Source organism: Buttiauxella brennerae ATCC 51605, assembly GCF_001654925.1.
Taxonomy (GTDB): Bacteria; Pseudomonadota; Gammaproteobacteria; order Enterobacterales; family Enterobacteriaceae; genus Buttiauxella; species Buttiauxella brennerae.
Window position 1 is genome coordinate 61,519 of record NZ_LXER01000029.1, and the last position, 25,529, is coordinate 87,047.

25 protein-coding genes are annotated in these 25,529 nt (G+C 51.0%); 5 read left to right on the forward strand and 20 right to left on the reverse strand.

Features of this window, described 5'->3' with window-relative positions:
• Nucleotide 1 precedes the first annotated feature (1 nt).
• Entirely contained in the window at nucleotides 2–472 is a 471-nt protein-coding gene (creA, locus tag M975_RS15855; RefSeq protein WP_064560889.1) for a protein CreA, read from the reverse strand.
• A 207-nt stretch (nucleotides 473–679) separates the two neighbouring features.
• Between creA and robA the strand changes: the two genes are divergently transcribed.
• Nucleotides 680–1,549: an MDR efflux pump AcrAB transcriptional activator RobA gene (gene robA, locus M975_RS15860; RefSeq protein WP_064560890.1), complete on the forward strand. Its 870-nt coding sequence runs from the start codon at nucleotides 680–682 to the stop codon at nucleotides 1,547–1,549.
• Nucleotides 1,550–1,695: 146 nt separating this feature from the next.
• On the opposite strand, the gene gpmB is transcribed toward robA, so the two are convergent.
• On the reverse strand, nucleotides 1,696–2,343 hold the full coding sequence (gpmB, locus tag M975_RS15865) for a 2,3-diphosphoglycerate-dependent phosphoglycerate mutase GpmB (protein WP_064560891.1): 648 nt from the start codon (nucleotides 2,341–2,343) through the stop codon (nucleotides 1,696–1,698).
• 51 nt (nucleotides 2,344–2,394) lie between these two features.
• Here gpmB and yjjX point away from each other — a divergent pair, with 51 nt between their 5' ends.
• A complete protein-coding gene (gene yjjX, locus M975_RS15870; protein ID WP_064560892.1) occupies nucleotides 2,395–2,910 on the forward strand; it encodes an inosine/xanthosine triphosphatase in 516 nt (171 codons plus the stop codon).
• Here the strand turns inward: yjjX and trpR are convergent.
• Both trpR and sltY read right to left on the reverse strand, forming a co-directional pair.
• Complete coding sequence (gene trpR / locus M975_RS15875; protein WP_064560893.1) at nucleotides 2,907–3,236, reverse strand: trp operon repressor; 330 nt, start codon at nucleotides 3,234–3,236, stop codon at nucleotides 2,907–2,909. The two genes, yjjX and trpR, sit on opposite strands and share 4 nt — an antisense overlap.
• 62 nt (nucleotides 3,237–3,298) lie before the next feature.
• A complete protein-coding gene (sltY, locus tag M975_RS15880; RefSeq protein ID WP_064560894.1) occupies nucleotides 3,299–5,233 on the reverse strand; it encodes a murein transglycosylase in 1,935 nt (644 codons plus the stop codon).
• Between the two features lie 231 nt (nucleotides 5,234–5,464).
• Between sltY and ettA the strand changes: the two genes are divergently transcribed.
• Nucleotides 5,465–7,132: an energy-dependent translational throttle protein EttA gene (ettA, locus tag M975_RS15885; protein ID WP_064560895.1), complete on the forward strand. Its 1,668-nt coding sequence runs from the start codon at nucleotides 5,465–5,467 to the stop codon at nucleotides 7,130–7,132.
• Between the two features lie 136 nt (nucleotides 7,133–7,268).
• Here ettA and nadR read toward each other — a convergent pair whose 3' ends face one another.
• The 3 genes from nadR to serB all read right to left on the reverse strand — a co-directional run bounded on the left by nadR (nucleotide 7,269) and on the right by serB (nucleotide 10,950).
• Nucleotides 7,269–8,501 carry a multifunctional transcriptional regulator/nicotinamide-nucleotide adenylyltransferase/ribosylnicotinamide kinase NadR gene (gene nadR / locus M975_RS15890; protein WP_064560896.1) on the reverse strand — a complete coding sequence of 411 codons (1,233 nt, stop codon included), beginning with the start codon at nucleotides 8,499–8,501 and terminating at the stop codon, nucleotides 7,269–7,271.
• An 89-nt stretch (nucleotides 8,502–8,590) separates the two neighbouring features.
• Nucleotides 8,591–9,973: a DNA repair protein RadA gene (gene radA / locus M975_RS15895; protein ID WP_034498619.1), complete on the reverse strand. Its 1,383-nt coding sequence runs from the start codon at nucleotides 9,971–9,973 to the stop codon at nucleotides 8,591–8,593.
• Nucleotides 9,973–10,950: a phosphoserine phosphatase gene (gene serB, locus M975_RS15900; protein WP_064560897.1), complete on the reverse strand. Its 978-nt coding sequence runs from the start codon at nucleotides 10,948–10,950 to the stop codon at nucleotides 9,973–9,975. Before serB ends, radA begins: the two co-directional genes overlap by 1 nt.
• A 107-nt stretch (nucleotides 10,951–11,057) precedes the next feature.
• On the opposite strand from serB, the gene M975_RS15905 reads away from it, so the two are divergent.
• Nucleotides 11,058–11,708, forward strand: a complete 651-nt coding sequence (locus M975_RS15905) for a YtjB family periplasmic protein (protein WP_064560898.1) — start codon at nucleotides 11,058–11,060, stop codon at nucleotides 11,706–11,708.
• Between the two features lie 18 nt (nucleotides 11,709–11,726).
• Nucleotides 11,727–12,743: a lipoate--protein ligase gene (gene lplA, locus M975_RS15910; protein WP_064560899.1), complete on the forward strand. Its 1,017-nt coding sequence runs from the start codon at nucleotides 11,727–11,729 to the stop codon at nucleotides 12,741–12,743.
• 58 nt (nucleotides 12,744–12,801) lie between these two features.
• Here lplA and deoD read toward each other — a convergent pair whose 3' ends face one another.
• The 13 genes from deoD to M975_RS15975 form a co-directional block, all read right to left on the reverse strand.
• On the reverse strand, nucleotides 12,802–13,521 hold the full coding sequence (gene deoD / locus M975_RS15915; RefSeq protein ID WP_034459469.1) for a purine-nucleoside phosphorylase: 720 nt from the start codon (nucleotides 13,519–13,521) through the stop codon (nucleotides 12,802–12,804).
• A gap of 141 nt (nucleotides 13,522–13,662) precedes the next feature.
• Nucleotides 13,663–14,886 (reverse strand): phosphopentomutase, encoded by a 1,224-nt coding sequence (deoB, locus tag M975_RS15920; RefSeq protein WP_064560900.1) that lies wholly within the window; start codon nucleotides 14,884–14,886, stop codon nucleotides 13,663–13,665.
• A 73-nt stretch (nucleotides 14,887–14,959) separates the two neighbouring features.
• Nucleotides 14,960–16,279 carry a thymidine phosphorylase gene (gene deoA, locus M975_RS15925; RefSeq protein WP_064560901.1) on the reverse strand — a complete coding sequence of 440 codons (1,320 nt, stop codon included), beginning with the start codon at nucleotides 16,277–16,279 and terminating at the stop codon, nucleotides 14,960–14,962.
• 181 nt (nucleotides 16,280–16,460) lie between these two features.
• Nucleotides 16,461–17,240, reverse strand: coding sequence for a deoxyribose-phosphate aldolase (gene deoC / locus M975_RS15930; RefSeq protein WP_064560902.1), 780 nt, complete (start codon nucleotides 17,238–17,240; stop codon nucleotides 16,461–16,463).
• 235 nt (nucleotides 17,241–17,475) lie between these two features.
• The gene (locus M975_RS15935) at nucleotides 17,476–18,753 is read right to left on the reverse strand and encodes a NupC/NupG family nucleoside CNT transporter (protein WP_064560903.1); all 1,278 of its coding nucleotides are present in this window, start codon (nucleotides 18,751–18,753) and stop codon (nucleotides 17,476–17,478) included.
• A gap of 166 nt (nucleotides 18,754–18,919) precedes the next feature.
• A complete protein-coding gene (locus M975_RS15940; RefSeq protein ID WP_064560904.1) occupies nucleotides 18,920–19,699 on the reverse strand; it encodes a TatD family hydrolase in 780 nt (259 codons plus the stop codon).
• Entirely contained in the window at nucleotides 19,696–20,769 is a 1,074-nt protein-coding gene (locus M975_RS15945) for a patatin-like phospholipase family protein (protein ID WP_064560905.1), read from the reverse strand. Before M975_RS15945 ends, M975_RS15940 begins: the two co-directional genes overlap by 4 nt.
• A gap of 132 nt (nucleotides 20,770–20,901) precedes the next feature.
• Nucleotides 20,902–21,063, reverse strand: coding sequence for a DUF1328 domain-containing protein (locus M975_RS15950; protein ID WP_064513877.1), 162 nt, complete (start codon nucleotides 21,061–21,063; stop codon nucleotides 20,902–20,904).
• Between the two features lie 151 nt (nucleotides 21,064–21,214).
• Nucleotides 21,215–21,832: a molecular chaperone OsmY gene (gene osmY / locus M975_RS15955; protein ID WP_064560906.1), complete on the reverse strand. Its 618-nt coding sequence runs from the start codon at nucleotides 21,830–21,832 to the stop codon at nucleotides 21,215–21,217.
• A 342-nt stretch (nucleotides 21,833–22,174) separates the two neighbouring features.
• The gene (gene prfC / locus M975_RS15960) at nucleotides 22,175–23,764 is read right to left on the reverse strand and encodes a peptide chain release factor 3 (RefSeq protein ID WP_064561080.1); all 1,590 of its coding nucleotides are present in this window, start codon (nucleotides 23,762–23,764) and stop codon (nucleotides 22,175–22,177) included.
• 121 nt (nucleotides 23,765–23,885) lie between these two features.
• A complete protein-coding gene (gene yjjG, locus M975_RS15965) occupies nucleotides 23,886–24,563 on the reverse strand; it encodes a pyrimidine 5'-nucleotidase (RefSeq protein ID WP_064560907.1) in 678 nt (225 codons plus the stop codon).
• 18 nt (nucleotides 24,564–24,581) lie between these two features.
• Nucleotides 24,582–25,025 carry a ribosomal protein S18-alanine N-acetyltransferase gene (rimI, locus tag M975_RS15970; protein ID WP_064560908.1) on the reverse strand — a complete coding sequence of 148 codons (444 nt, stop codon included), beginning with the start codon at nucleotides 25,023–25,025 and terminating at the stop codon, nucleotides 24,582–24,584.
• Nucleotides 24,994–25,416, reverse strand: coding sequence for a DNA polymerase III subunit psi (locus M975_RS15975; RefSeq protein ID WP_064560909.1), 423 nt, complete (start codon nucleotides 25,414–25,416; stop codon nucleotides 24,994–24,996). The genes rimI and M975_RS15975 overlap by 32 nt, the downstream gene beginning before the upstream one ends.
• Nucleotides 25,417–25,529 lie beyond the last annotated feature (113 nt).

Here is a 25,529-nt window from a genome sequence, read left to right on the forward strand (position 1 = left end):
GTTACTTCCACGGCATAATCGGCACCGCACTCAGCGCATTTTTCGGTGAACCATCAACCACCTTGTCGGAGTATGCCAAATACGCCAGCGTGTTGCGTTTAGCATCATAAAAACGCACCACTTGCAGCTTCTTGAAGACTAATGATGTGCGTTTCTGGAAGACAACATCCCCCTGAGTTTTGCCTGCTTTTATTTTCTCGCTTAACTCAACCGGCCCAACTTGCTGGCAAGAAATCGCGGCGTCGGAGGTATCTTCTGCCAGACCAAGCCCACCTTTAATACCACCGGTTTTTGCACGGCTGATATAACAAGTGACGTTCTTCACGTCCGGGTCATCGAATGCTTCAACGACGATTTTATGATCAGGGCCGAACATTTTGAAAACCGTATCAACCGAGCCGATTTGCTCTGCCCGAACACCCAATGAAATCAACATCAATGAACTCAGCGCAACTAAAACTTTATATTTCATATTGTTACCATTGGTTAAGATTACTTGTGGAGACTATTAACTTTTTCGCCCAAAAAGTCGTTAAATATCACGTTATTAATAAAATTGTCAGAATGAGTAACTAGTTTAGGCACAACTTGTTAAAAAAAACTCTGAATGTCAAAACAACAAAAAATGCTATCATCGCCCACATTAACGGCACTCACCGTGTCAGGATGAGGATATTATATGGATCAGGCAGGGATCATTCGCGATCTATTAACCTGGCTAGAAAGTCATTTGGATCAACCTCTGTCACTCGATAATGTGGCGGCGAAAGCAGGTTATTCCAAGTGGCATCTACAACGGATGTTTAAAGAGGTGACGGGGCATGCCATTGGCGCATACATTCGTGCACGCCGTTTATCAAAATCTGCTGTGGCACTGCGTTTAACTGCAAGGCCAATTCTTGATATTGCGCTGCAATATCGTTTTGATTCGCAACAGACATTTACCCGCGCATTCAAAAAACAGTTTGCTCAAACACCCGCACTGTATCGCCGTTCTCCTGACTGGAGCGCATTCGGTATGCGTCCGCCGCTGCGTTTAGATGAGTTTACTCTTCCGCAGGCACAGTTTGTCACGTTGCCAGAAACTCATCTGGTGGGTGTGACACAAAGTTACAGCTGTACGCTTGAGCAAATTTCTGACTTCCGTAATGAAATGCGTATCCAGTTCTGGACGCAGTTCCTCGGGAACTCGCCTACGCTACCGCGTGTGTTGTACGGGTTACATGAGCCACGCCCAAGTATAGAGAAAGACGACGAGCAAGAAGTCTTCTATACCACGGCACTGACGCCAGAAATGGCGAATGGATTCTTGCCGGACTCTCATCCGGTCAGGCTGGAAGGTGGTGATTACGTTCAGTTCGACTACGAAGGCCCAGGCACTGGTCTGCAGGAATTTATCCTGACCATTTACGGCACTTGCATGCCGTCGCTGAACCTGACTCGCCGCAAAGGCCAGGATATTGAACGCTTCTTCCCGCAAGAAGAAGCGCGTGTTCAGGACCGACCAATGCAGATCAGATGTGAATATCTGATTCCGGTACGTCGTTAACGCTCTATACAATACCCTTCAGCATTCGAGTTGTAGCCAGGCGGCAAGGGAACTTATCCCCAGGAGCTTACTTGAGTAAGTGACTGGGGTAAGTGAGTGCAGCCAACACCCCTACAGCTTGAAGGATGAAGGGTATACGTCGTTAACTAACGCTGAAGTTCATCCAACGCAGGGGCGTCTAAATGTGAGATATCCCCTGCCGTTTCAACCACCCAGCCTGGGGCCAACCACGGGCTTTGCTGGTGATCAACACGGGAAATCGAACAGTTTCTTAAACGTAAGCGACGTTCAGCCCAGGCCGGTAATCCCAGAATCGTACTCACCAGGCAGCCTAACGCCATACCGTGGCTCACCAGCAACGGGCGACTACCCGCAGGCAAATCCAGGCAAGCATTTAAAGCCGCGTGCATCCGCTCGCTCATCTCTGACATGCTTTCGCCTTCCGGGATGCGGCCATCGGCTGTGCCGTTCACCAGTTGACGACGCCAGCCCTCTTCTTCTTCGTTTAGCGTGTCCAGATTGCGGCGCTCTAACACCCCCATATCCAGCTCACGTAAACGCGCATCCAGCGTAATATCCACACCACATGCCTGCGCGATGATTTCGGCGGTACGACGCGTACGCCCTAAATCACTGGCAATAACATGCGTGATGCCTAACGTTTTGACACGCTCAGCCACCTGCTCGGCCTGACGTTCTCCTTTTTCAGTCAGCGCACTGTCTGACTGGCCCTGAATGCGGCGCTGCGCATTCCACTGCGTTTCGCCGTGGCGAACAAGGTATACCTGTAACATGCGTTTTTTCCGTTATACTGCGGCAACAATTTCTTGAGAGTTTCACTGATTATGTACCATGTCGTCTGCGCTACAACTAATCCAGCCAAAATTCAGGCAATTCACCAGGCATTCGACGATATCTATGGTGAGGGATGCTGCCATATTGAACCCGTCGCCGTCGATAGTGGTGTGCCTGAACAGCCATTTGGAAACCATGAAACGCGAACTGGCGCACGATGCAGAATCATGAATGCCCGCCAGGTTCGTCCGGAAGCTGATTTTTGGGTTGCAGTTGAAGCAGGAATTGATGATGACAGTACTTTTAGCTGGGTTGTGATTGAGAACCAAAATAACCGTGGTGAAGCCCGCTCAGCCACGCTGCCGCTTCCTGCAATCATTCTTGAAAAAGTACGCTCTGGAGAGGCTTTAGGGCCAGTGATGTCGGACTATACCGGGATCGATAAAATTGGGCGTAAAGAGGGGGCCATTGGGGTATTTACCGCCGGGAAGCTTACTCGTAGTAGTGTCTACCACCAGGCGGTGATTCTGGCGCTAAGCCCTTTCCATAACGAAGTTTATCGTTAATTTTTACCGCTTAATAATTCCTGCTCCAGCCATGCACGCAACGCTGGCGGAGCAGATTTCAGGCTATTTGAACCACGCGTAATCGTCGCAATCCCCGCACCCAGTTCATTTTTAAGCTCGCGCTGGCTCATTTCGCCACGCAATAACTCTTCCACAATCCTGACTCGCGTCCCGAGAGCTGTGCGTTCGTCTGGTGTCAGTAATAACATCAGCAACGGCATATGTAGCTGCTTATCGAACGATTGCTGTAGCAACTCCACAAAGCGGAGCCATTCTTGGTTACTTTGCTCAGCATGTTCTGCCGAGTATTGAGAGTGCTGAGTCATGTTATGCCACCCTACATCATACTAATTGACTAGTACGATAGCATAACATGGACACCCCAAAATCAATAACGGCGTTGCCACTCAGTATCTGTCAGCAACGGTGCGGATTTACCCATGAAATACTGGTAATACGCATCATAAGCCAGCACGTTTTTCACATATCCACGCGTTTCTGAGAAGGGAATACTCTCGACAAATGCCACCGCATCTATCCGCCCGGCACTGTTGCCAAGCCAGGTTCTGACTCGGCCAGGCCCTGCGTTATAGGCGGCTGATGAGAAGATCCTGTTGTTCTCAAATTGCTGATAGACCGACTGCAAATACGTGGTGCCAATATTGATATTGGTTTCCGGGTCGAGTAGCTGAGAGGGGCTGCTGTAACCTGGAATGTTGAACACTTTGACAGTATGTGCAGCCGTCGCTGGCATCACCTGCATCAGGCCGCTGGCGCCAACAGGTGAGCGCACTTTCGGGTTCCAGGCACTTTCCTGGCGCGCAATCGCCATGGCATAACTTTGCGAGATATCTTTCCCGCTGACATAGCGAGAGAATGTCTCTTTGTAAGCCAGCGGGAAACGTTCTTCCAGATGATCCCAAAGTTTTCCAGCGATCGTAGCCTGCACGCTAAGATCCCACCAGTTTTGATCAAACGCGTAACGCGCTAACCCTTCCTGCTCAGGCTTGCTGCGGCTGGTGATTAAATTCGCCCATTCGCTGCGCGCAGTGTTATCCATGTTCCAGTACATCAGCTCGCGAACACGTGCCATTTCTGGCCCTTGCACCAGCGCCGGATTTACCGCCACCGCTTTATCGACACGCAACGGGTAGTCTTCCCCTAAACGCTGGGCCGCCACCATTGGGTAAAACCCGCGTTGCTGCATCAAAGCATGCAGGATCTCTTTTGCTTCCGCATCACGGCCACGTTCCAGTAACAGGTCAGCCTGCCAGTAACGCCATTCATCTTTCTCTTTGGCTTCCATCGGCAAACGCGCAAGCCAGGTATTCAGGCCAGTGCGATCGCCCGTTCCCAACGCCATGCGCACACGGCGCTCAACTAAGCTGGTTGATTCCGAACGCATAATGGCGTCATCACGCCACGCAGCCTGTTCAGCGGTGACATCGTTACCCATCAAGCGCCAGGCGACGGTATCTCTGAGTTCCTGCGCCTGCGAATCGTTGAGTTGCTGCGCTTGCACAAGTGAAGGGATCATCATGCGCGCGTTTTCTACGTCATCCCGCGCCACACGCGTAAACGCCACGGCGGCAGCCTGGCGCGTAAAGTCTGTTGCGCCAACCGTTTGGGCAAACGTCAGCACCGAATTTGGATTGTTTTGCAGGGTGATTAACGCGCTGGAAATAGTCTGATATTCCGCAGGCATCTGGCTGGCAAGATTGGTCACCAGAGAAGTGTTGCCCTCTTTCATCGCCAGGCGAATACGCTCCAGATAAGCTAGCGGATCTTGAGTCCCTGAGGTGCGCCACGCCGAGAATAAACGGTCACAGCTCGACGGCAAATTTTTCCCGGTCAGCCATAATTCTTTGGCTCCCGCCCATGCGGCATCCGTCTGGCCGGTGTTCCATTTCGCGTAGTAGTAATTACATTTGGACTCGATGGTGCCCGGCTGTTCAGGGCTAAACGCCAACAGCCCGCGCCAGTCTTCGCGGCGAGCCAGTTCATTCACAAAGCGTGACTTCAGTGAACGGGCCGGAGGGAGTGTCGGGTTTGCTTCAACAAAACGGCTGACGACGAGCGTTGGCTCATTCATTAGGTCGTCTGTTATCTGACGATATTCAAGATAGGGATAAAGCGGGTAATCCTGCAACGTGGGCATTATTTGCTGCACCACATCCATTTGCTTGCTATCCCACGCTTGTTTGATTTGTGCGTATCGGCTGCGTTGCTCGTCGAGCGAATCCGCACGAACTGCATGAGTTATTGCCGCAAGGCCAACAATTGCCACCAGCAATTGCCCCACGGCTTGTTTGGCTTTCCCCACAAGTTCTCCTCACATTTTCACAGGCAGCATCATGCCGCCATTAATTACTTCATGCTAACTCTCGCACCGTGGTTTCGCCACGTCAGAGGGCGTTATTTTGTCTATAAAAGTGTTAAGCCTGTTTCGGGTAACACATCCCACTTCCCCTGCTGGGATTACCCGCTGAAAAGGGCTACACTTCGCCTTTGATACGAACCATCTTAAATCACGAAAAAGAGGCGAAGTCGCACTGTGGCTCAATTCGTTTATACCATGCATCGTGTCGGCAAAGTTGTTCCGCCGAAACGTCATATTTTGAAAAATATCTCGCTCAGTTTCTTCCCTGGCGCCAAGATTGGCGTACTGGGTCTGAACGGTTCCGGTAAATCCACGCTGCTGCGCATTATGGCCGGCATTGATACCGACATTGAAGGCGAAGCTCGTCCACAACCTGGACTGAAAATCGGCTATCTGCCGCAAGAACCGCAACTCAACCTCGAACACACCGTCCGTGAATCGGTTGAAGAAGCCGTTGCTGAAGTGGTTAATGCCCTGAAAGGCCTCGACGAAGTGTATGCCAAATATGCTGAGCCAGATGCCGATTTCGACAAACTGGCTGCCCAACAGGGTAAGTTCGAAGAAATCATTCAGGCACACGACGGTCACAACCTGAACGTTCAACTGGAGCGTGCTGCTGATGCACTGCGCCTGCCAGATTGGGACGCAAAAATTGATAAACTGTCTGGTGGTGAGCGCCGCCGTGTGGCACTTTGCCGCCTGCTGCTCGAAAAGCCAGACATGCTGCTGCTCGACGAACCAACGAACCACCTGGATGCTGAATCCGTGGCGTGGCTCGAGCGTTTCCTGCACGACTTCGAAGGCACCGTTGTGGCGATTACCCACGACCGTTACTTCCTCGATAACGTTGCAGGCTGGATTCTGGAACTTGACCGCGGCGAAGGCATTCCGTGGGAAGGTAACTACTCCTCCTGGCTTGAGCAGAAAGACGAACGTCTGGCTCAGGAAGCCTCTTCGGAAGCGGCTCGCCGTAAATCCATCGAGAAGGAACTGGAGTGGGTGCGTCAGGGTGCAAAAGGCCGCCAGTCTAAAGGCAAGGCACGTCTGGCTCGCTTTGAAGAACTTAACAGCACTGAATACCAGAAACGTAATGAAACCAACGAACTGTTTATTCCACCAGGCGCACGTCTGGGCGATAAAGTCGTTGAGGTTACCAACCTGCGTAAATCCTACGGCGACCGCCTGCTGATTGAAGACCTGACATTCGCCGTACCGAAAGGCGCGATTGTCGGGATCATCGGCCCGAACGGCGCGGGTAAATCTACCCTGTTCCGTATGATGTCAGGCCAGGAACAGCCAGACAGCGGCACCATTGAACTGGGTGAAACCGTCAAACTGGCGTCTGTCGATCAGTTCCGTGACGCGATGGACAACAGCAAAACCGTGTGGGAAGAAGTTTCCGGCGGGCAGGACATCATGCGTGTCGGTAATACCGAGATGCCAAGCCGTGCGTACGTTGGCCGCTTTAACTTTAAAGGCGTTGACCAGGGTAAACGTGTTGGTGAGCTGTCCGGTGGTGAACGTGGTCGTCTGCACCTTGCGAAACTGCTGCAGGTTGGCGGCAACGTACTGCTGCTCGATGAACCAACAAACGACCTGGATATCGAAACTCTGCGCGCGTTAGAAAACGCCCTGTTGGAATTCCCAGGCTGTGCAATGGTTATCTCGCACGACCGTTGGTTCCTTGACCGTATCGCCACGCACATTCTGGATTACCAGGATGAAGGCAGAGTGGAGTTCTTTGAAGGGAACTTTACTGAGTACGAAGAGTACAAGAAACGCACTCTGGGTGCGGATGCGCTGGAACCTAAGCGTATTAAGTACAAGCGTGTAAGTAAGTAGTTGTTGTAACACCCTCACCCTAACCCTCTCCCCCAGGAGAGGGAATTATCCGGTTTTCTCCCTCTTTCCAGGAGAAGGTAATTAGCGGTTTTCTCCCTCTCCTAAGAGGGAAAGGGCCGGGGTGAGGGTTATTTTTCTACTCGCGTTCGCCAATCAAACCTTTCACCAAATCAACACAGCGTAAAAAGCGAGAATCGTAGTCAGGCTCTTCTACATGAACGTAGCTGATGTTGTTCTCGTCGAGCATCGAAACCAAAAGATTCTGGAAAGATTTACGATCGGTATCGCTGCCCAGGCTGCGCAAACCATCAGCCACCCACGGCGTGTTGTTTTCCAGCAAAATCACTAGATCAAAGCGGTACTCATCAATCAGCGCCTGCACAAATGGGTGCTCACGCCCTTCGTATTTTTTGCAGAATGCCTGCGTAGTGACAAAATCGGTGTCGATAAACGCAACTTTGTTAGCATATTTAACTGCAAAATCAACGTACTGTGCGTGGCCAATGGCGATTTTATCGTAGTCAGAATATTGCAACGCCATCTCATCACCACCGAGGTGTGAAAAGACGTAATCACGCCCGTATTCCCAGGCGCTGGTCGTGTTGAAGATATTGGCGAGCTTATTCACCATCCACGACTTACCGCTCGACTCGCCGCCCAGAATAGCCACGGCGCGCACAAAGAACGGTTTAACTTCGGTAGGAATGTATTCCCAATAGCGGAATGGGTTTTCGCGAATCTGCCCACCGCTGATATTCATGAATGTGCGTTTCGGGTCGATAAGCACCGTTTCAATACCGAGCTGTTCGATAAAGCGCGGCGCATCGCTCTCTTCCGAGGTATAGATGCAATCGGGGTTAATCCCTTTGCTCTCCATGAACGCTTTAATGCCACGGCTCCACACATCCCAACCGTGCGGATACGGCTCCATTCCCTCTTCGTTAAAAGAGTGAATACGGATATTTTTTTGATACTTGAAGGTCTGGAGTAACCAGCGCAGGCGGTCGCCCGTGGTCGGTTGCTGCGACATGGCGCTATCTTCAAACAGCAGGCGGTCGCGAGTTTCGTCATAACCCATGATGATATGCAGTTCATCAACCTGGCTTGCTGCGCGTTGAATCAAATAGATATGGCCGGTATGCAGCGGATAAAACTTCCCGAAGACAACACCCACTTTTTTCTCACGCCGGGGAAATTCCAGGCCGAGAAAACGATGTAATGCTTCCAGTTTCTGCGCACTTGGACTTTTGATTTTTGCGTTCAGTAACTGGCTAAGATAACCTTTGGTCATGCCGCAGGATTCTGCAACTTGCTGTAGCGTAACGTTCTGCTGACGAATAGCAGTCTTCAGGTACTCAAAAGACGACATGTTGCCTGCTCCTGCAAAATGGGAAATATACCCTAATTCATTCGAGTTGCAGCCAACACTGCTGCAACCTGAATTATGACGAGTATCAATTATAAGTCGTCAAATACCGACAGCGCATCAGCGAGTTTTTTGACGCCGAAGACCTGCATTCCTTCCGGTAGTTTTTTCGGTACGTTAGCCTGCGGCACAATCGCCCGTTTAAAGCCGTGTTTTGCCGCTTCAGAAATACGTTCCTGGCCGCTTGGAACCGGACGAATTTCCCCGGCCAACCCCACCTCACCAAACACCACTAAATCTTGTGGCAAAGCGCGGTTACGCAGACTGGACACCATCGCCAACAATAAGGCCAGGTCGGCACTGGTTTCCGTGACTTTCACACCACCGACCACGTTAACAAACACATCCTGGTCAGCCATTTGCAAACCGCCATGGCGGTGCAACACGGCCAGTAAAATGGCCAGGCGGTTTTGTTCGAGGCCAACAGCCACACGACGTGGGTTGGACATCATGGATTGATCCACCAGCGCCTGAATCTCTACCAGTAGCGGACGCGTTCCTTCCCACACCACCATCACTGAGCTGCCGGGTGTCACTTCATCACCACGGCTCAGGAAGATAGCCGAAGGGTTACTCACTTCACGCAGCCCCTGTTCCGTCATGGCAAATACGCCCAGCTCATTCACCGCACCAAAGCGGTTTTTATGGCTGCGCAGGGTACGGAAACGAGAGTCGGCATCACCATCAAGCATCACCGAGCAGTCAATACAGTGTTCGAGAACTTTTGGCCCGGCGAGCGACCCGTCTTTGGTGACGTGGCCAACCATGATAATCGCCACGCCACGTGTTTTGGCAAAGCGCGTCAGATAAGCGGCAGATTCACGCACCTGCGCCACGCTACCCGGCGACGATTGCACGTCAGCCATATGCATCACCTGAATGGAGTCGATAACCATCAGCTTCGGTGCTTCTTCTTCGGCAATCATGCAGATTTGCTCGATACCGGTTTCAGACAGCATATTCAGGTTGTTCGTCGGCAAACCTAAACGGTGCGCACGCATCGCCACTTGTTGCAGCGACTCTTCACCCGTGACGTACAGCGTTTTCATTTGTTCGCTGAGTTTACACAGCGTTTGCAGCAGCAATGTTGATTTACCCGCACCTGGATTACCGCCAATCAGAATGGCACTACCCGGCACCACACCGCCGCCCAGTACGCGGTCGAACTCTTTAAAACCGGTGGAAAAGCGCGGCAGTTCTTCGAGGCTGATATCAGAAAGTTTTTGTACTTTGCTGACGCCCGCGCTACCGGCATAACCTGACAAACGCTCGTTACGCGCAACTGTCGGAGAGGCGGCAATACGCACCTCCGTGATAGTGTTCCATGCATGGCAGGCGCTGCATTGCCCCTGCCAGCGAGGATAATCTGCACCACATTCGTTGCAGACAAATGCACGTTTCGGCGCTTTCGCCATTAGCGTTCTTCCTGAATAAGACTGCCTGAAAGAATACAGAATACACCCATCAAATCAGCATGACGGATGGTGATTTCTGTTTTCTCATTAACCTTTGGTTTCGCGTGAAAAGCGATGCCCAGCCCGGCAGACAGAATCATCGGTAAATCATTCGCGCCATCACCAATCGCAACGGTTTGCGCGACGGGGATTTCATATTTATCCGCGAGGCGCTTGAGTGTTTCCGCTTTGAACTGTGCATCAACGATTTGGCCGATCACTTCGCCCGTCAGCTTGCCGTCGCAGATTTCCAGTTCATTGGCGACAACCGCATGCAGATGCAGTTTGTCGCGCAGATACTCCGCAAAGAAGGTGAAGCCGCCAGAAGCGATAGCCACTTTCCAGCCGAGTGATTCGAGTTTAAGTACCAACGAAGTCAGCCCGGGCATCAGCGGCAGTTCATCACGGACCTGGCGCAAAATAGAAGCGTTCGCTCCTTTGAGGGTCGCAACGCGTTGTTTCAGGCTGGCCGCGAAGTCCAGTTCGCCACGCATAGCGCGCTCGGTGACTTCCGCTACCATTTCACCGGTGCCTGCCAGTTTGGCGATTTCATCAATGCACTCGATTTGAATGGCGGTGGAATCCATGTCCATTACCAGCAGACCCGGCGTGCGCAGATGTGGGATTTTACCCAGCGGCGCGACATCCAGCCCAGCCTCGTGCGCAAGTTTAGTTGCTCGCGGTGTTAATGAACCCGCCAGGCGAATAACCTGATAGTCTTCAACGCACCATGCGGTGACAATAACCATCGCCGCACCCAATTTACGTTGGTAGTGATTCAGGCACTCTTTATTCAGATTCCGACCATACAGAAGCCAGCCACTGCGGCCAGCACGGTAATCGAGTGGCATGACTTCATCACCACTTAACGATAGCGGCAACCCAGGCCAGAGAGAGACATCGGTCGGCAGGTCGCACCAGGTCAGACTATTTGGCATCACAACTCCAGAATAAAGATAAAGGCCGGGACAAAACAACGCATGAGGCTACCTTGTACTCGTAGCTTCTGGCAACATTAAAGTAAGCAATTTTCCTAAGGTGCATTATGGCTCGGGCAAAAATGAAATTCAGGCTGCATCGTGCAGTGATTGTGCTTATCTGCCTCGCACTTTTAGTCGCGTTGATGCAGGGGGCTTCATGGTTTAGCCAGGGGCACCAACAAGCCCGTAATGTACAGCTTGAAGAGCTGGCAAGAACGCTGGCACGCCAGGTGAGTTACAACCTGACCCCATTAATGAAATCTGAAAACCCTGATGAGAAAAAAATCTCAACTACCCTGAAATTACTGACTGAAGACAGTCGTATTCTGGATGCGGGCGTGTACGACAGCAATGGCGATCAAATTGCGCGTGCGGGTGAAGGAATCGGTGTGCGCGACAGACTGGCGCTGGATGGTAAGAAAGCAGGCAGCTATTTCAACCAGCAGATCGTTCAGCCGATTGAAGATAAAGATGGGCCAGTGGGCTATCTGCGCATCACACTGGATACGCACACCCTCGCCTCTGAAGCCAAGCAGGTGGATAACACGACGAATATTTTGCGCCTGATGATGTTACTGGCGCTGGCGATTGGCATTGTGCTGACACGTACTCTTTTGCAGGGTAAACGTACCCGCTGGCAACAGTCTCCTTTCCTTCTTACTGCGAATACCGAAGTTAAAGAAGACGAGGAAGAACAGAGCGCCAATAAACCTTAACAGGAAAGGAATTCTACGATGACGAGCTTGCGTCTGCTTATTTCTGACTCTTATGACCCATGGTTCAACCTGGCGGTTGAAGAGTGTATTTTCCGCCAGATGCCGGCCACGCAGCGTGTGCTTTTTTTATGGCGCAATGCCGATACGGTGGTCATTGGCCGGGCACAAAACCCGTGGAAAGAGTGTAATACCCGGCGCATGGAAGAAGATAACGTGCGTCTGGCAAGGCGCAGCAGTGGCGGCGGCGCGGTTTTCCACGATCTGGGGAATACCTGTTTCACGTTTATGGCCGGGAAGCCGGAATACGATAAAAGCGTATCTACCGCCATTGTGGTGAATGCACTAAATTCTCTCGGCATCAACGCGGCGGCATCCGGGCGTAACGATCTGGAAGTCGAAACACTTGAAGGGCCGCGCAAAGTTTCCGGTTCGGCTTATAAAGAAAACCTGGATCGCGGTTTCCATCACGGCACTTTGCTGCTCAATGCCGATCTCAGCCGTCTGGCGAATTACCTGAATCCTGATGAGAAAAAACTCCAGGCCAAAGGCATTACCTCAGTACGCGGCCGCGTTACCAATCTTGGCGAGATCCAGCCAGGCCTGACTCATGAGCAAATTTGTGATGCCGTGCGCGAGTCATTTTTTGACTATTACGGCGAACGCACAGAAGCAGAACATATCTCTCCGGACGCCCTGCCCGACTTACCCGGTTTTGCTGAAACCTTTGCCCGGCAAAGTAGCTGGGAATGGAATTTCGGCCAGGCACCTGCATTCAGTCACTTGCTGGATCAGCGTTTTACCTGGGGCGGTGTTGAGCTGCATTTCGACGTTGAGAAAGGGCATATCACGCGCACGCAAATCTTTACCGACAGCCTGAATCCAGCACCACTGGAAGCTCTGGCGGCGCGTTTACAGGGTTGTCTGTATCGCAGCGACATGTTGCAGCAGCAGTGCGAAACATTGGTTGCCGATTTCCCGGAACAAGAAATGGAATTGCGTGAGTTGGGCGCGTGGATTGCGCAGACGGTGCGCTAAATAGCGTCGTGAATCGAGACTAAAGGATTAAGGGCGCTTTGCAGCGCCCTGATAAAACTTACTCTTTATCGCCCAGTAACACAGATTCAAGAGCAATCTTGATCATGTCGTTAAAGGTAGTCTGGCGCTCTTCAGCAGTGGTCTGCTCGTGAGTACGGATATGGTCAGACACGGTGCAGATGGTCAGTGCTTTCGCGCCGAATTCTGCTGCCACGCCGTAGATACCCGCGGCTTCCATTTCCACGCCCAGGATGCCGTACTTTTCCATGACGTCAAACATGGTTGGGTCTGGCGTGTAGAATAAGTCTGCGGAGAAGATGTTACCTACGCGAGCGTCAACGCCCAGCGCTTTAGCTGCATCAACTGCATTGCGAACCATGTCGAAGTCAGCGATGGCTGCAAAGTCGTGGTCTTTGAAACGCAGACGGTTCACTTTAGAGTCGGTGCAAGCGCCCATGCCGATAACCACATCACGCAGTTTCACATCAGCACGTACCGCGCCGCATGAACCCACGCGAATGATTTTCTTCACGCCGAAATCAGTGATCAGCTCTTTGGTGTAGATGGAGCAGGATGGGATACCCATGCCGTGGCCCATTACAGAGATTTTGCGGCCTTTATAAGTACCGGTGAAGCCCAACATGCCACGCACGTTGTTCACTTCACGAACATCTTCAAGGAAAGTTTCTGCGATGTGTTTTGCGCGCAGCGGATCCCCAGGCATCAGTACGACGTCTGCGAAATCACCCATTTCAGCATTAATATGTGGCGTTGCCATATTTATATCCTTGTTTTAAGAGGTAAACGTCTGGGCGGATAAAACATCTCACCCAAATCTGTAATCCATATACCCTAAATAATTCGAGTCGCAGGTGAGCTTTTGCAGCCAACACCCCTGCGGCTCGAAGAATGACGGGTATTACAGCATGTTCTTACCGTAATCCATCGGAGACGTACCGAAATAGCTAGCAACCGTCTGACCGATATCAGCAAAAGTTTCACGGTGACCTAAAGAACCGGCTTTCACTTTCGGGCCGTAAACCAGCACCGGAATGTGTTCGCGAGTATGGTCAGTGCCTTGCCAGGTTGGGTCACAACCGTGGTCAGCGGTAAGGATTAAAATATCATCCTCTTTCAGCAGTTCCATCAGTTCTGGCAGACGGCGGTCAAACAGTTCCAGTGCTGCAGCGTAACCCGCTACATCACGGCGGTGGCCGTAAGATGAGTCGAAATCAACGAAGTTGGTGAACACGATAGTGTCGTCGCCCGCTTCTTTCATCTCTTTGATGGTGGCATCAAACAGCGCATCCAGACCGGTCGCTTTCACTTTTTTGGTGATACCGACTTCAGCATAGATATCCGCAATTTTACCGACAGAAACCACCTGACCATTTTTCTCATCAACCAGTTTTTTCAACACGGTTGGTGCTGGCGGTTCAACAGCCAGATCGTGGCGGTTACCAGTACGCTGGAAGTTACCGGCTTTATCGCCGATAAACGGACGCGCGATAACACGACCAATGTTGTAGCCGCCTTCGGTCAGCTCTTCACGGGCAATTTCGCACAGCTCATAAAGTTTATCGAGGCCGTAAGTTTCTTCGTGGCAGGCAATCTGGAACACGGAGTCAGCAGAGGTATAGAAAATCGGCTTGCCGGTTTTCATATGCTCTTCGCCCAGCTCATCGAGAATCACAGTACCGGATGAGTGGCAGTTACCGAGGTAACCTGGCAGGTTTGCACGCTCAACCAGTTTATTCAGCAATTCCTCTGGGAAGCTATTTTGGGTATCAGAGAAGTAACCCCACTCAAACAGCACAGGAACACCGGCGATTTCCCAGTGACCAGACGGCGTGTCTTTACCGGATGAAAGCTCATGCGCCCAACCGTATGCACCGATAACGTCTGCGTCACCGTCCATACCTGCTGGAATTTTGCCAGTTGAACCTTCGGCTGCTTTGACAAGGCCAAGGCTGGTCAGGTTTGGCAGATGCAGCGGGCCTTTACGACCTTTGTCTGCTTCGCCTTTGGCACAAGCCTGCGCAATGTGCCCGAAAGTATCAGAGCCAACATCGCCAAATTTTTCTGCATCTTCTGTCGCGCCAATGCCGAAAGAATCCAGCACCATAATAAATGCACGTTTCATAATTTCTCCTGCGTAGTCGCGGCCAAAACGCCCGGAGGCGTTTCAAAAAGTGATCAGATCAGTATGCCAGCATTTAGCTGATACGGCGATAGACGTCTGGTGTTTGAGCCGGTGCGGTATCGTTAACTTTAATTGCCGCTTTCACCGCTCGTGCCGCTTCCTGCCATTGGCTTTCGCTTGCGGCATGAATCACTGCCAGTGGACGTGAAATCTCAACGCTATCGCCCAGGCGCACCATGTCGGTAAAGCCGACGCTGTAATCCAGGGAGTCAGAAGCCTGACGGCGACCGCCGCCCATCGCCACCACTGCCATACCTAGCGCACGGGTGTCCATCTCGGAGATGAAGCCATTTGTATCGGCATACACCGCTTTGCTCAGCACAGCTGTTGGCAGGTATTTCGCATAGTTTTCGACGAAATCGGCCGGGCCTTTTTGTGCCGCAACCATACGCCCAAAGACTTCTGCTGCTTTACCGTTATCCAGTACCGCTTGCAGTTTGGCGCGTGCTTGCGCGTCGTCTTTAGCGAGGTTGCCGGAAAGTAACATTTCCACGCACAGCGCCATGGTCACTTCATGCAGACGCGGGTTACGGTATTCGCCCGTCAGGAACTGCACCGCTTCGCGAACTTCAACCGCGTTACCCGCGCTGGATGCCAGCACCTGGTTCATGTCGGTCAGCAATGCCGTGGTTTTAACACCCGCGCCATTTGCCACGCCAACAATGGCTTCAGCAAGCAATTCGGAAAGCTCGTAAGTTGGCATAAATGCGCCGCTACCCACTTTCACGTCCATCACAAGCGCATCCAGGCCTTCTGCCAGTTTCTTCGCAAGAATCGACGCGGTGATCAACGGAATGGAATCTACGGTCGCGGTAATGTCACGCGTGGCATAGAAACGCTTGTCAGCAGGAGCAAGGGAGTTTGTCTGGCCGATAATCGCCACGCCGACATTTTTAATGATGTCGCGGAAACGGTTATCGTCCGGGAAAATATCAAAGCCTGGGATCGCTTCAAGTTTATCGAGCGTACCGCCAGTGTGGCCCAAACCACGGCCAGAGATCATTGGGATATAACCACCGCATGCCGCCACCATTGGGCCGAGCATCAAGGACGTCACATCACCCACGCCGCCCGTTGAGTGTTTATCAACGATGGGGCCGTTCAGGTTAAGACTCTTCCAGTCCAGCACGGTTCCTGAATCTCGCATCGCCATGGTCAGTGATACGCGTTCTGGCATAGTCATGTCGTGGAAGAAAATGGTCATTGCCAGTGCGGCAATCTGCCCTTCGGAGATGGTGTTATCGCGAATACCATTAATGAAGAAACGAATTTCCTCATCATTTAGCGCATGACCATCACGTTTTTTACGAATAATTTCTTGAGCGAGGAACAAGGTAACCCCCTGAATTTATCAGGTTAAATGCGGCGGGAAGCCCGCCACGAATAAATATTACTCTAAATAATTCGAGTTGCAGGCAGGCGGCAAGAGAACGAACCCCCAGAGCTTACATGAGTAAGTGACTGGGGTGAGAGAGCGCAGCCAACGCACCTGCAGCTTGAAGTATGATGAGTAATTAGTAGCTGCTGGCGCTTTTGCCGTCGCCATGACCCAGCGCTTTCAACAGGCTCGCGAGCAGGCTGGATGCGCCAAAACGGTAGTGACGGGAATCAGCCCAGTCAGCGCCAAACAGGTCGTCAGCAATAGACAGGAACAACGCTGCGTCTTCAGCTGTACGCACGCCGCCAGCAGGTTTGAAACCAACTGTTTTTTCAACACCCATATCACGAATCACTTCCAACATGATGCGAGCGCTTTCAGGCGTGGCGTTAACGGGCACTTTACCGGTAGAGGTTTTGATGAAATCAGCGCCTGCTTTGATAGAGATTTCTGAAGCTTTACGAATCAGTGCTTCTTCTTTCAGCTCGCCAGTTTCGATGATCACTTTCAGCAAAACGTTAGCCGCAGCACAGGCTTCTTTACAGGCTTTCACCAGCTCAAAACCCACTTGTTCGTTACCGGCGATCAGCGCACGGTACGGGAACACCACATCAACTTCGTCTGCGCCGTAGGCGATAGCAGCACGAGTTTCAGCCAGTGCGATTTCGATATCGTCGTTGCCGTGTGGGAAGTTGGTCACCGTTGCGATACGGATATCAGGCGTGCCCTGTTCGTTCAGCGTTTTACGTGCGACAGGAATAAAGCGTGGGTAGATACAAATAGCAGCCGTGTTGCCGACTGAAGTTTTGGCCTGATGGCAAAGTGCGATCACTTTTTCATTAGTGTCGTCGTCGTTCAGGGTCGTCAGGTCCATCAGTTTCAGAGCGCGCAGGCTGCTTGCAGTTAAATCGGTCATAACATTCTCCAACAAAAGATATAGAATCAGTTGCGATGTTATAATTATAACATTCACAACCCAGATGGTTTTGCGTATAGCTTCACAAAAACCACGGTGAAATTACATAATTTGTACAGTATATGTGATTTAACAACGAGTGATAACGGAAAAGTCGCCGCCAGAAATAAAAAATGGCCGACGAAAGCGCCGACCATTGATTTCACAGGGATGTTATAATTTTAACATCACCTTTTTATAATGACAGGAAGACCCCGGCAATTGTTGCACTCATCAGGTTAGACAGCGTACCTGCTGCAACAGCCTTCAGACCTAACTGCGCAATGTCGTGACGGCGGCTCGGCGCCATGCTTCCCAGCCCACCAATCAGGATAGCGATAGAAGAAAGGTTAGCAAAACCACACAGCGCGAAGGAGATAATGGCTTTAGTGTGATCCGACAGAACTTGCAGGCCAGCAGCCGCTACGGTTGCATCATCTTTCAGGTATTCCCCGAAGTTAAGGTACGCCACAAATTCGTTGATAATCAGTTTCTGGCCGATGAAGGAACCAGCAACGTTAGCTTCGCTCCACGGAACACCGATAACCCACGCCAGCGGTGAGAACACCCAGCCGAGAATCAGTTCCATAGACAGTTGCGGGTAGTTGAACCAACCACCGATGCCAGAAAGCATGCCGTTAAGCAGGGCAATCAGTGCCACGAACGCCAGCAACATTGCGCCTACGTTCAGAGCCAGTTGCATACCTGAAGCTGCACCGGATGCCGCAGCGTCCAACACGTTTGCCGGGCGATCTGGGTCATTTTTCATGGAATCCAGTTCTGGTGCGTCATTTGGTGTTTCAGTTTCTGGCAGAATCAGTTTAGCAAACAGCAGGCCGCCTGGGGCTGCCATGAAGGATGCTGCAATCAGGTATTCCAGCGGTACGCCCATTTGTGCGTAACCTGCCAATACTGAACCTGCAACAGATGCCAGACCACCACACATTACCGCGAACAGCTCTGAACGGGTCATGGTTGCGATGTAAGGACGAACGACCAGCGGAGCTTCTGTCTGGCCAACAAAGATGTTTGCTGTTGCAGAAAGGGATTCTGTACGCGAGGTTTTCAGAACCTTACGCAGACCGCCGCCGAGAACACGAATAACTAACTGCATGATGCCAAGGTAGTAAAGCACAGCAATCAGTGAGGAGAAGAAGACAATAATTGGCAGAACGCGCAGTGCGAAAATGAAACCGCCGCCACCAAAAACTTCGAACATTTTGTCTGAAACCAGGCCGCCGAACAGGAAGGAGATACCTGCGTTACCGTAAGCGATAACGTTCGCGACACCTTGAGACATAGCGAGTAGAACTTGACGACCAACCGGAACATACAAAACCAATGCCCCGATACCGATCTGAATAATCCACGCACCAAGAACGGTACGAATATTAATCGCTTTGCGATTACTGGAAAGTAAAACGGCGATCAGCAGCAGAACGATCATGCCGATCAATCCCATGAGTAGTTGCATACAGAATCCCTGTGTATTAATTGAAAAATGAAAGCGAGCTAAAAATCTACAACGGGCGGGATTATAACGGCAGGTAGGCCAGCAAATGGAACGGCAATCACGTATTTATAGACATTCACGGAAACGTTTGTCTTATAAAGTGAGCCAGATCACATTTTGTTACTGACTATTTCATTCTGAATAATTCATGACAATTATTAATCAAGGTGTTCGCGATCGCTTCAGGAGGTTCTGAACGTAGTGTACAAAGTGCCTGAAAAACGTCTGCAATGCGCTCCGGGCGGTTGGGTTGACCTTGCCACCCATTAAGCGGCATGTCGGGCGCGTCAGTTTCCAGCACCAGCGATGTTAGCGGCAGATGTGCGAAAACATCCCGGGTTTTACTGGCGCGCGGGTAGGTAATCGTTCCGCCAACACCCATTTTGTAACCTAACGCGACGAAGCGTTCAGCTTGCTGCAAACTGCCTGCAAAACCGTGTACCACACCGGTTCGCGGTAAGTTATGGCGCTTTAAATGGGCAGCGAGTTTATCGTGGGTACGGCGGGAATGAAGAATAACCGGCAGATCATAACGTTTTGCCAGTTTTAGCTGTGCATCCAGCATCGCTTCTTGCTTATCAAAAAGTGGGTTTTGCATGTAGAGATCAAGACCCATTTCGCCAATCGCCACCAATTTCGCCGGGCGCTGTTGCAGGTGGTGCTCAAGCAAAGCCAGAGAAGCATCCTGATGTTTATGAATCACAATCGGATGCAAACCTAATGCGGCATACAGCGTCGGGTAGTTATCTGCCAGCGCAAGTACCTTGCTGAACCGGTCTGCTTCAATTGCCGGAACAATGATTTTTTCAACACCCGCTTGTGCGGCAAGCGCCAGGCTGTTGGTTTCATCGTCGCTAAAAGGCGGGAAATCGAAGTGACAGTGAGTATCGTAAAACTTCATCGTCACGCCGTGTCCTCATTATTAAAGGTGGAATCATTCGCTTCCGGTGTCTCAATGACCTCTTTGGATAAAGGCTCCTGAACCACCATGGCAGGTGGAACGACCATCGGCCCGGGCACGACAATGCGCGGGAGATGGCGCCTTATCGGCGGTTGATCCGCGAGTAATTTGCCCACCGTTGCGAGGAAATAGCGCCCGCATAAACGGCCGGTTTTGTAGTCGGTATTCAGCGCCGGTAATCGGCTACCCAATGCAGAACTCATCAACGGTTTCGGCGGGTAAATTTCGAAAATGCGCAGTTTACCCGGTGGTTTTTCAATGAAGCTCTGTATTTCGCGGTAACTGGCTTCATGATGATGCACCAGGTTTAGCAATGGCTGCAGGCTGCTGTCTCCCAACCAACGTTCCATACGTTTAAACCATTCAGGTGTGTAGTACATCTGCGAAGGCACGGTACGAATAACGACCAGGGTATCCGCCCCGAGGCGGACTGCTTCTCTCACAGGGATAGCATCACTGATGCCGCCGTCCTGATAACCGATGCCGTCAATCTCCACTCCGCTGCGGTAAAAACCTGGAATCGCGCTGGAGGCTTTGAGCAAATTCAGCCAGGTGCCGCTGTTGGGCAAGAAGTAACCCGGCGAGTAGTCATCGCTGCGACAGGCGCACATGTAAAAGGCTTTACCTGCTTCGAACAGCTTTTCAGCCGTCACCATTGAGAGCGGAATTTTGGTCGAAGTGGACTCGACCAGCCAGTCGAGATCGATAAGATGCCCTCCACGCACAAAGCGCAGCGGATCAAAAAATTCGCGGGTAGTGGTAAAACGAGTAATCACTCTTTTGGCATAACCGGGCTGGTTGCACACGTACGCAGAAAGGTTTTGTGCACCGGCAGAGGTGCCTAAGAAGAGGTCGAACGGGTTGAAGTTAGCGCGCATAAATTCGTCCAGCACACCGGCTGTAAATATCCCACGCTGCCCGCCGCCTTCACAAACAATGGCGAGTTTTCCGGGACGAAACTTTGGAAGCGCAAGCGGCGCAATGTTGCCGAGCGTTACGGGTATTCTTTGTCCCACCCTGCCTTCCTTAATCTAAAGGATATTTATTATTGGTTATTTATTATTTGTTAGTCGATTAAAAACGCGAGAGCCAGTCTAAATAGACTGGCTCTCTGGTCTGTCTCTAATGGTTATAGCACGTAAATATTGCTATGGGCGTTTTCGACCCATAAACAGGCTTACCAGGAACAGAATAATACCTACCACGAAGACAATTTTTGCTGCACCTGCCGCAGTACCCGCGAGAGTACCAAAACCCAGTGCTGCTGCAATCAACGCAATGACCAGAAAAATAATGCCCCAACGAAACATAAGCTTCTCCTTAACCATAATGAACCCGAATCGCTTCTGGATGAGCGCCAGAAACACACTCATTGGCGATATTGAGTAACGATGTTGCTGACCTACTCCCCCGGCGTTGCCGGAGGAGAAAGTTTCTATACCCTTTGGGTATTCAGTTCTGTTACTTCACTTTCAGGTCGTTTTTGACGCTTTTCACGCCATCAACTGCTTTTGCGATACTCTCGGCTCGTGCTGACTGCGCATTCGATTCCACGGTACCGGATAGCTGTACAACACCTTCAGTGGTTTCCACTTTCACATGGCGTGAAGGGACGATGTCATCAGCTAAAAGTTTAGCTTTAATTTCGCTAGTGGTTGCAGTATCGCCTGCATAACCGCTTACGGATTTATCGGTGCCATTACGCACATGGAGTTTGTCGCTGACGGAAGCAACGCCTTCCACGCCTTTCGCGACGGTTACGGCCTGCTCGGCCTGCGCCTGGCTTTCAACAAATCCACTCAGCGTCACCACTTTCTTGTCGGTTTTCACGGAGATATCGGTACTCTTGATATTGTCGTGATCGACCAGGGCGGCTTTCACTTTCGCCGTGATACTGCTGTCATCCATGAAATTACCGACGTCTTTTACGGAGCTATCAATTTTTTCGCCTGCTGTGTCCGCTGTCGATTCGGTTTTGTTAAGCATCTTGTCTTCTGCTAAAGCGCTACCGCTTGCCAATACAGAGCCAAGAACAACAGCTAACAGAGTTTTAGAAATCTTAGTCGTAGTCATAGTCATCGATTAATTCCTATAGTTTTGCTCACAATTTGAGCACAAGCCTTCAGATACCGGCTTTCCTTAAACATCAGGCCAAGTGGTACGGCCTAAAAATTTTGCGATCAGTTTTTAATAGCGCCAGGAAAATTGAGTACGAATGAACCCGCCAGAAATCTTCATTTACGTGGCATTTTCAACCAACCAATTTGTCATTGGTTTGTTAAATATAGACAACAATCACGGAATTGCATGGCGAAAGTGGGTGAACATGAGGGAAATGCGGGAAATTAAGAACATTCCGTAAGGGATTAATAAGACGGGAAAAGTAGCAGGACGCGACGGCTGCCGCGCCCTGAGAGACGATTAATGCTCGCGGGTTTTACGGAAGGTCACTTCCGGGTAACGGTCTTGTGTCAGGTTCAGGTTGACCATCGTTGGAGCGATATAAGCAAGGTTATCGCCGCCATCAAGCGCCAGTTGCATTTCGTTTTTCCGTTTGAATTCTTCAAACTTCTTCACGTCTGTGCTTTCAACCCAACGCGCCGTTGAGACGTTGACCGATTCGTAAATCGCTTCAACGTTGTATTCACTCTTCAGACGCGCAACCACCACGTCAAACTGGAGCACACCAACCGCGCCCACAATCAGATCGTTGTTAGCGATTGGACGGAATACCTGGACTGCGCCCTCTTCAGAAAGCTGTACCAGACCTTTCAGCAGCTGTTTCTGTTTCAGCGGATCACGCAGGCGAATGCGACGGAACAGTTCCGGTGCGAAGTTCGGAATACCGGTGAACTTCATCATTTCGCCCTGAGTGAAGGTATCACCAATCTGAATGGTGCCGTGGTTGTGCAGGCCGATGATATCGCCCGGATACGCTTCTTCAACGTGCGAACGGTCGCCCGCCATAAAGGTCAGCGCGTCAGAAATCACCACGTCTTTACCGGTACGAACCTGGCGCAGCTTCATGCCTTTTTCGTACTTACCGGAAACCACACGCATAAAAGCAACGCGGTCACGGTGTTTCGGGTCCATGTTGGCCTGAATCTTAAATACAAAGCCGGTGAATTTATCTTCCTGCGCTTCCACTTCACGCGTATCAGTTTTACGCGGCATTGGAGCAGGTGCCCAATCAACCAGGCCATCAAGCATGTGGTCAACACCAAAGTTGCCCAATGCAGTACCGAAGAAGACAGGTGTCAGCTCACCTTCAAGGAACAGCTCACGGTCAAATTCGTGGGAAGCGCCCTGAACCAGCTCCAGCTCATCACGCAGTTGCGCTGCCAGATCTTCACCAACAGCAGCGTCAAGATCCGGGTTATCTAACCCTTTAACAATGCGCACTTCCTGAATGGTGTGACCTTTACCAGTCTGATAAAGATAAGTTTCGTCTTTATAAAGGTGATAAACACCTTTGAACAACTTGCCACAACCGATTGGCCAGGTGATAGGTGAACAGGCGATTTTCAGCTCACGTTCAACTTCATCCATCACTTCCATTGGGTCGCGGATATCGCGGTCAAGTTTGTTCATAAAGGTGAGGATCGGCGTATCGCGCAGACGAGTGACTTCCATCAGTTTACGCGTACGATCTTCTACACCTTTCGCGGCATCGATAACCATCAAACAGCAGTCAACCGCGGTCAGAGTACGATAAGTATCTTCGGAGAAGTCTTCGTGCCCTGGGGTATCGAGCAGGTTGACCAGGCAGTCGTGATACGGGAATTGCATGACAGATGTGGTAATCGAGATACCACGCTGCTTTTCCATTTCCATCCAGTCAGATTTAGCATGCTGGCTGGAGCCACGCCCTTTTACCGTACCGGCGGTCTGAATGGCCTGTCCGAACAGCAGCACTTTTTCAGTGATGGTCGTTTTACCGGCATCGGGGTGAGAAATGATCGCAAAAGTGCGGCGTTTCCCCACTTCTTGCAAAAAAGGAGACAAAGTCATAATGAAATCTTCTGTGTATTCCGCCCAGACGTAACTGCGCGGCAAATGAACGTTACCTGACGGCTATTTTACCTATCAGGTCAGGTTTAACAATCGGCGTTGTACCCAAGGGTTGATGCAATTATGAATTACACAACAATCGCTCCAGTTCACTTAGTGAGGCCACTTCCCAGGTCGGCGTGATGCCTTCTGGCAAGCTTCGTCCGTGGGCGTTGAGCCAGCAGGTGGCAATTCCTGCGTTCATACCACCCAAAATATCTGATTCTGCGGTATCACCCACCATCATGACGCGATCGCGTGGCGGATAACCCATTTGCTCAAAGGTATAATCAAAAATCTTACGATCGGGTTTCGCGACGCCAACCTGCTCGGAAATCACCAGCAAATCGAAATAATCGCGCAAACCAGTACGCTCCAGACGAATTTGCTGCAAGGCAGTAAAACCGTTGGTGATAATACCTATTTTTACTTTACCTTTTAACGCATTAAGCAGCGAAACAGCCCCTGGCAACGGCACACAAATTTCGGCCATGGCATTGAGGAATGCAGCGTTTAAGTCACCCGCGGGCACTGATAACCTTTCGGACCAGCCCTCAAAACGCTGATGCTGTAACTGAAGAGCGCTAATGGCACCGTTCTGGTAATCGACCCATAAAGGCTTGTTAATTGCCTGGTAATCCTGGAAGTCTTCAGCGGTAAACGTCACGCTATAATCGAGAAACATCCGCTGCAAGCCGCCGAACGCGTCAAAGGTAAATAACGTTTCGTCAGCATCAAATAAAATCCAGTCCCAGTTCATCAACACACCTTTTTCAAATTAGCCTAACGGTAATGCCATGATGATGGCATCTTCGCGACCCTCTTTAGCCGGGTAGTAGTTACGGCGAATGGTCGCCTCGTTAAATCCCAGGCTTTCATAAAGTGCAATCGCAGCCGTGTTCGAGGCGCGCACTTCAAGCCACAGGGTAAACACATCGCGCTTTTCCAGTTCGCTGATCAAATGCTCCAGCAACTGGCGACCTAATCCCTGACGTTGAAAATCGGGATCGACCGCAATATTAAACAGCGTCGCCTCATCCAACACGACTTGTGTCACCGCAAACGCCGCCATTTTGCCGTCTACGTCGAGACGCAAATTGAGATAGCGTTCACCTTCATTACTGGCGAAGGTTTTTTCACTCCATGGGAAAGCATGGCTGCGCTGTTCGATGGCATAAGCCAGACTCAAGTCACTGGTGCTGAGGGAAGAAATCGTTTTCATATTCGCAAATTTGCTGCCACAGCGCCTGTCGAGCGGCGCCATTGTGATAAAGCTCGTTTAATTTGGGAGTCTCTAACTGTGCGCCAGGAATAGGGAGAGCTTCACTCACTCCTAACCGCCAGCTATTACACCGGCTGTCACCTGGCAGCATCGCGGCTCGCTCAGGTGTCAGTTGCATGACCTGCTGGGCATCCAGATTCAGGCTACGCAAAACATCTTTAACGAGCGGATCGCTTAAGTCCGGAAGGTCTTCGGCAATCATCAATAATTTAGTGTTTGCATGCAGTGAGACTGCAATTTCGCCCTGCAACGCGGCCGGGCGTCGCAGCTCCCACTGGGTTATTCCCAGTTGTTGTAACAACCAGTCACGTCGCAAAGGTATATGGGGCATAGCGAAACCTGGTGAGAGTGCCAATTGGGGCGCAAATATAGCAAATTCATCGAATATGCGCCATTAAAGCTCTTTCCAGGCAAATTCATCTGAGAGGCACCTGTGAGGGGCGA

Excerpts from the sequence above, each read along its gene's own strand:
- rimI (WP_064560908.1), bottom strand. The coding sequence starts at position 25,025 with ATGAAAACGATTTCTTCCCTCAGCACCAGTGACTTGAGTCTGGCTTAT.
- yjjG (WP_064560907.1), bottom strand. The coding sequence starts at position 24,563 with ATGAACTGGGACTGGATTTTATTTGATGCTGACGAAACGTTATTTACC.
- nadR (WP_064560896.1), bottom strand. The coding sequence starts at position 8,501 with ATGTCGTCTTTTGAGTACCTGAAGACTGCTATTCGTCAGCAGAACGTT.
- prfC (WP_064561080.1), bottom strand. The coding sequence starts at position 23,764 with ATGACTTTGTCTCCTTTTTTGCAAGAAGTGGGGAAACGCCGCACTTTT.
- deoC (WP_064560902.1), bottom strand. The coding sequence starts at position 17,240 with ATGACCGATTTAACTGCAAGCAGCCTGCGCGCTCTGAAACTGATGGAC.
- trpR (WP_064560893.1), bottom strand. The coding sequence starts at position 3,236 with ATGACTCAGCACTCTCAATACTCGGCAGAACATGCTGAGCAAAGTAAC.
- creA (WP_064560889.1), bottom strand. The coding sequence starts at position 472 with ATGAAATATAAAGTTTTAGTTGCGCTGAGTTCATTGATGTTGATTTCA.
- M975_RS15935 (WP_064560903.1), bottom strand. The coding sequence starts at position 18,753 with ATGCAACTACTCATGGGATTGATCGGCATGATCGTTCTGCTGCTGATC.
- lplA (WP_064560899.1), top strand. The coding sequence starts at position 11,727 with ATGACGAGCTTGCGTCTGCTTATTTCTGACTCTTATGACCCATGGTTC.
- serB (WP_064560897.1), bottom strand. The coding sequence starts at position 10,950 with ATGCCAAATAGTCTGACCTGGTGCGACCTGCCGACCGATGTCTCTCTC.
- robA (WP_064560890.1), top strand. The coding sequence starts at position 680 with ATGGATCAGGCAGGGATCATTCGCGATCTATTAACCTGGCTAGAAAGT.
- deoB (WP_064560900.1), bottom strand. The coding sequence starts at position 14,886 with ATGAAACGTGCATTTATTATGGTGCTGGATTCTTTCGGCATTGGCGCG.
- gpmB (WP_064560891.1), bottom strand. The coding sequence starts at position 2,343 with ATGTTACAGGTATACCTTGTTCGCCACGGCGAAACGCAGTGGAATGCG.
- M975_RS15905 (WP_064560898.1), top strand. The coding sequence starts at position 11,058 with ATGGCTCGGGCAAAAATGAAATTCAGGCTGCATCGTGCAGTGATTGTG.
- M975_RS15950 (WP_064513877.1), bottom strand. The coding sequence starts at position 21,063 with ATGTTTCGTTGGGGCATTATTTTTCTGGTCATTGCGTTGATTGCAGCA.
- yjjX (WP_064560892.1), top strand. The coding sequence starts at position 2,395 with ATGTACCATGTCGTCTGCGCTACAACTAATCCAGCCAAAATTCAGGCA.
- deoD (WP_034459469.1), bottom strand. The coding sequence starts at position 13,521 with ATGGCAACGCCACATATTAATGCTGAAATGGGTGATTTCGCAGACGTC.
- osmY (WP_064560906.1), bottom strand. The coding sequence starts at position 21,832 with ATGACTATGACTACGACTAAGATTTCTAAAACTCTGTTAGCTGTTGTT.
- radA (WP_034498619.1), bottom strand. The coding sequence starts at position 9,973 with ATGGCGAAAGCGCCGAAACGTGCATTTGTCTGCAACGAATGTGGTGCA.
- M975_RS15975 (WP_064560909.1), bottom strand. The coding sequence starts at position 25,416 with ATGCCCCATATACCTTTGCGACGTGACTGGTTGTTACAACAACTGGGA.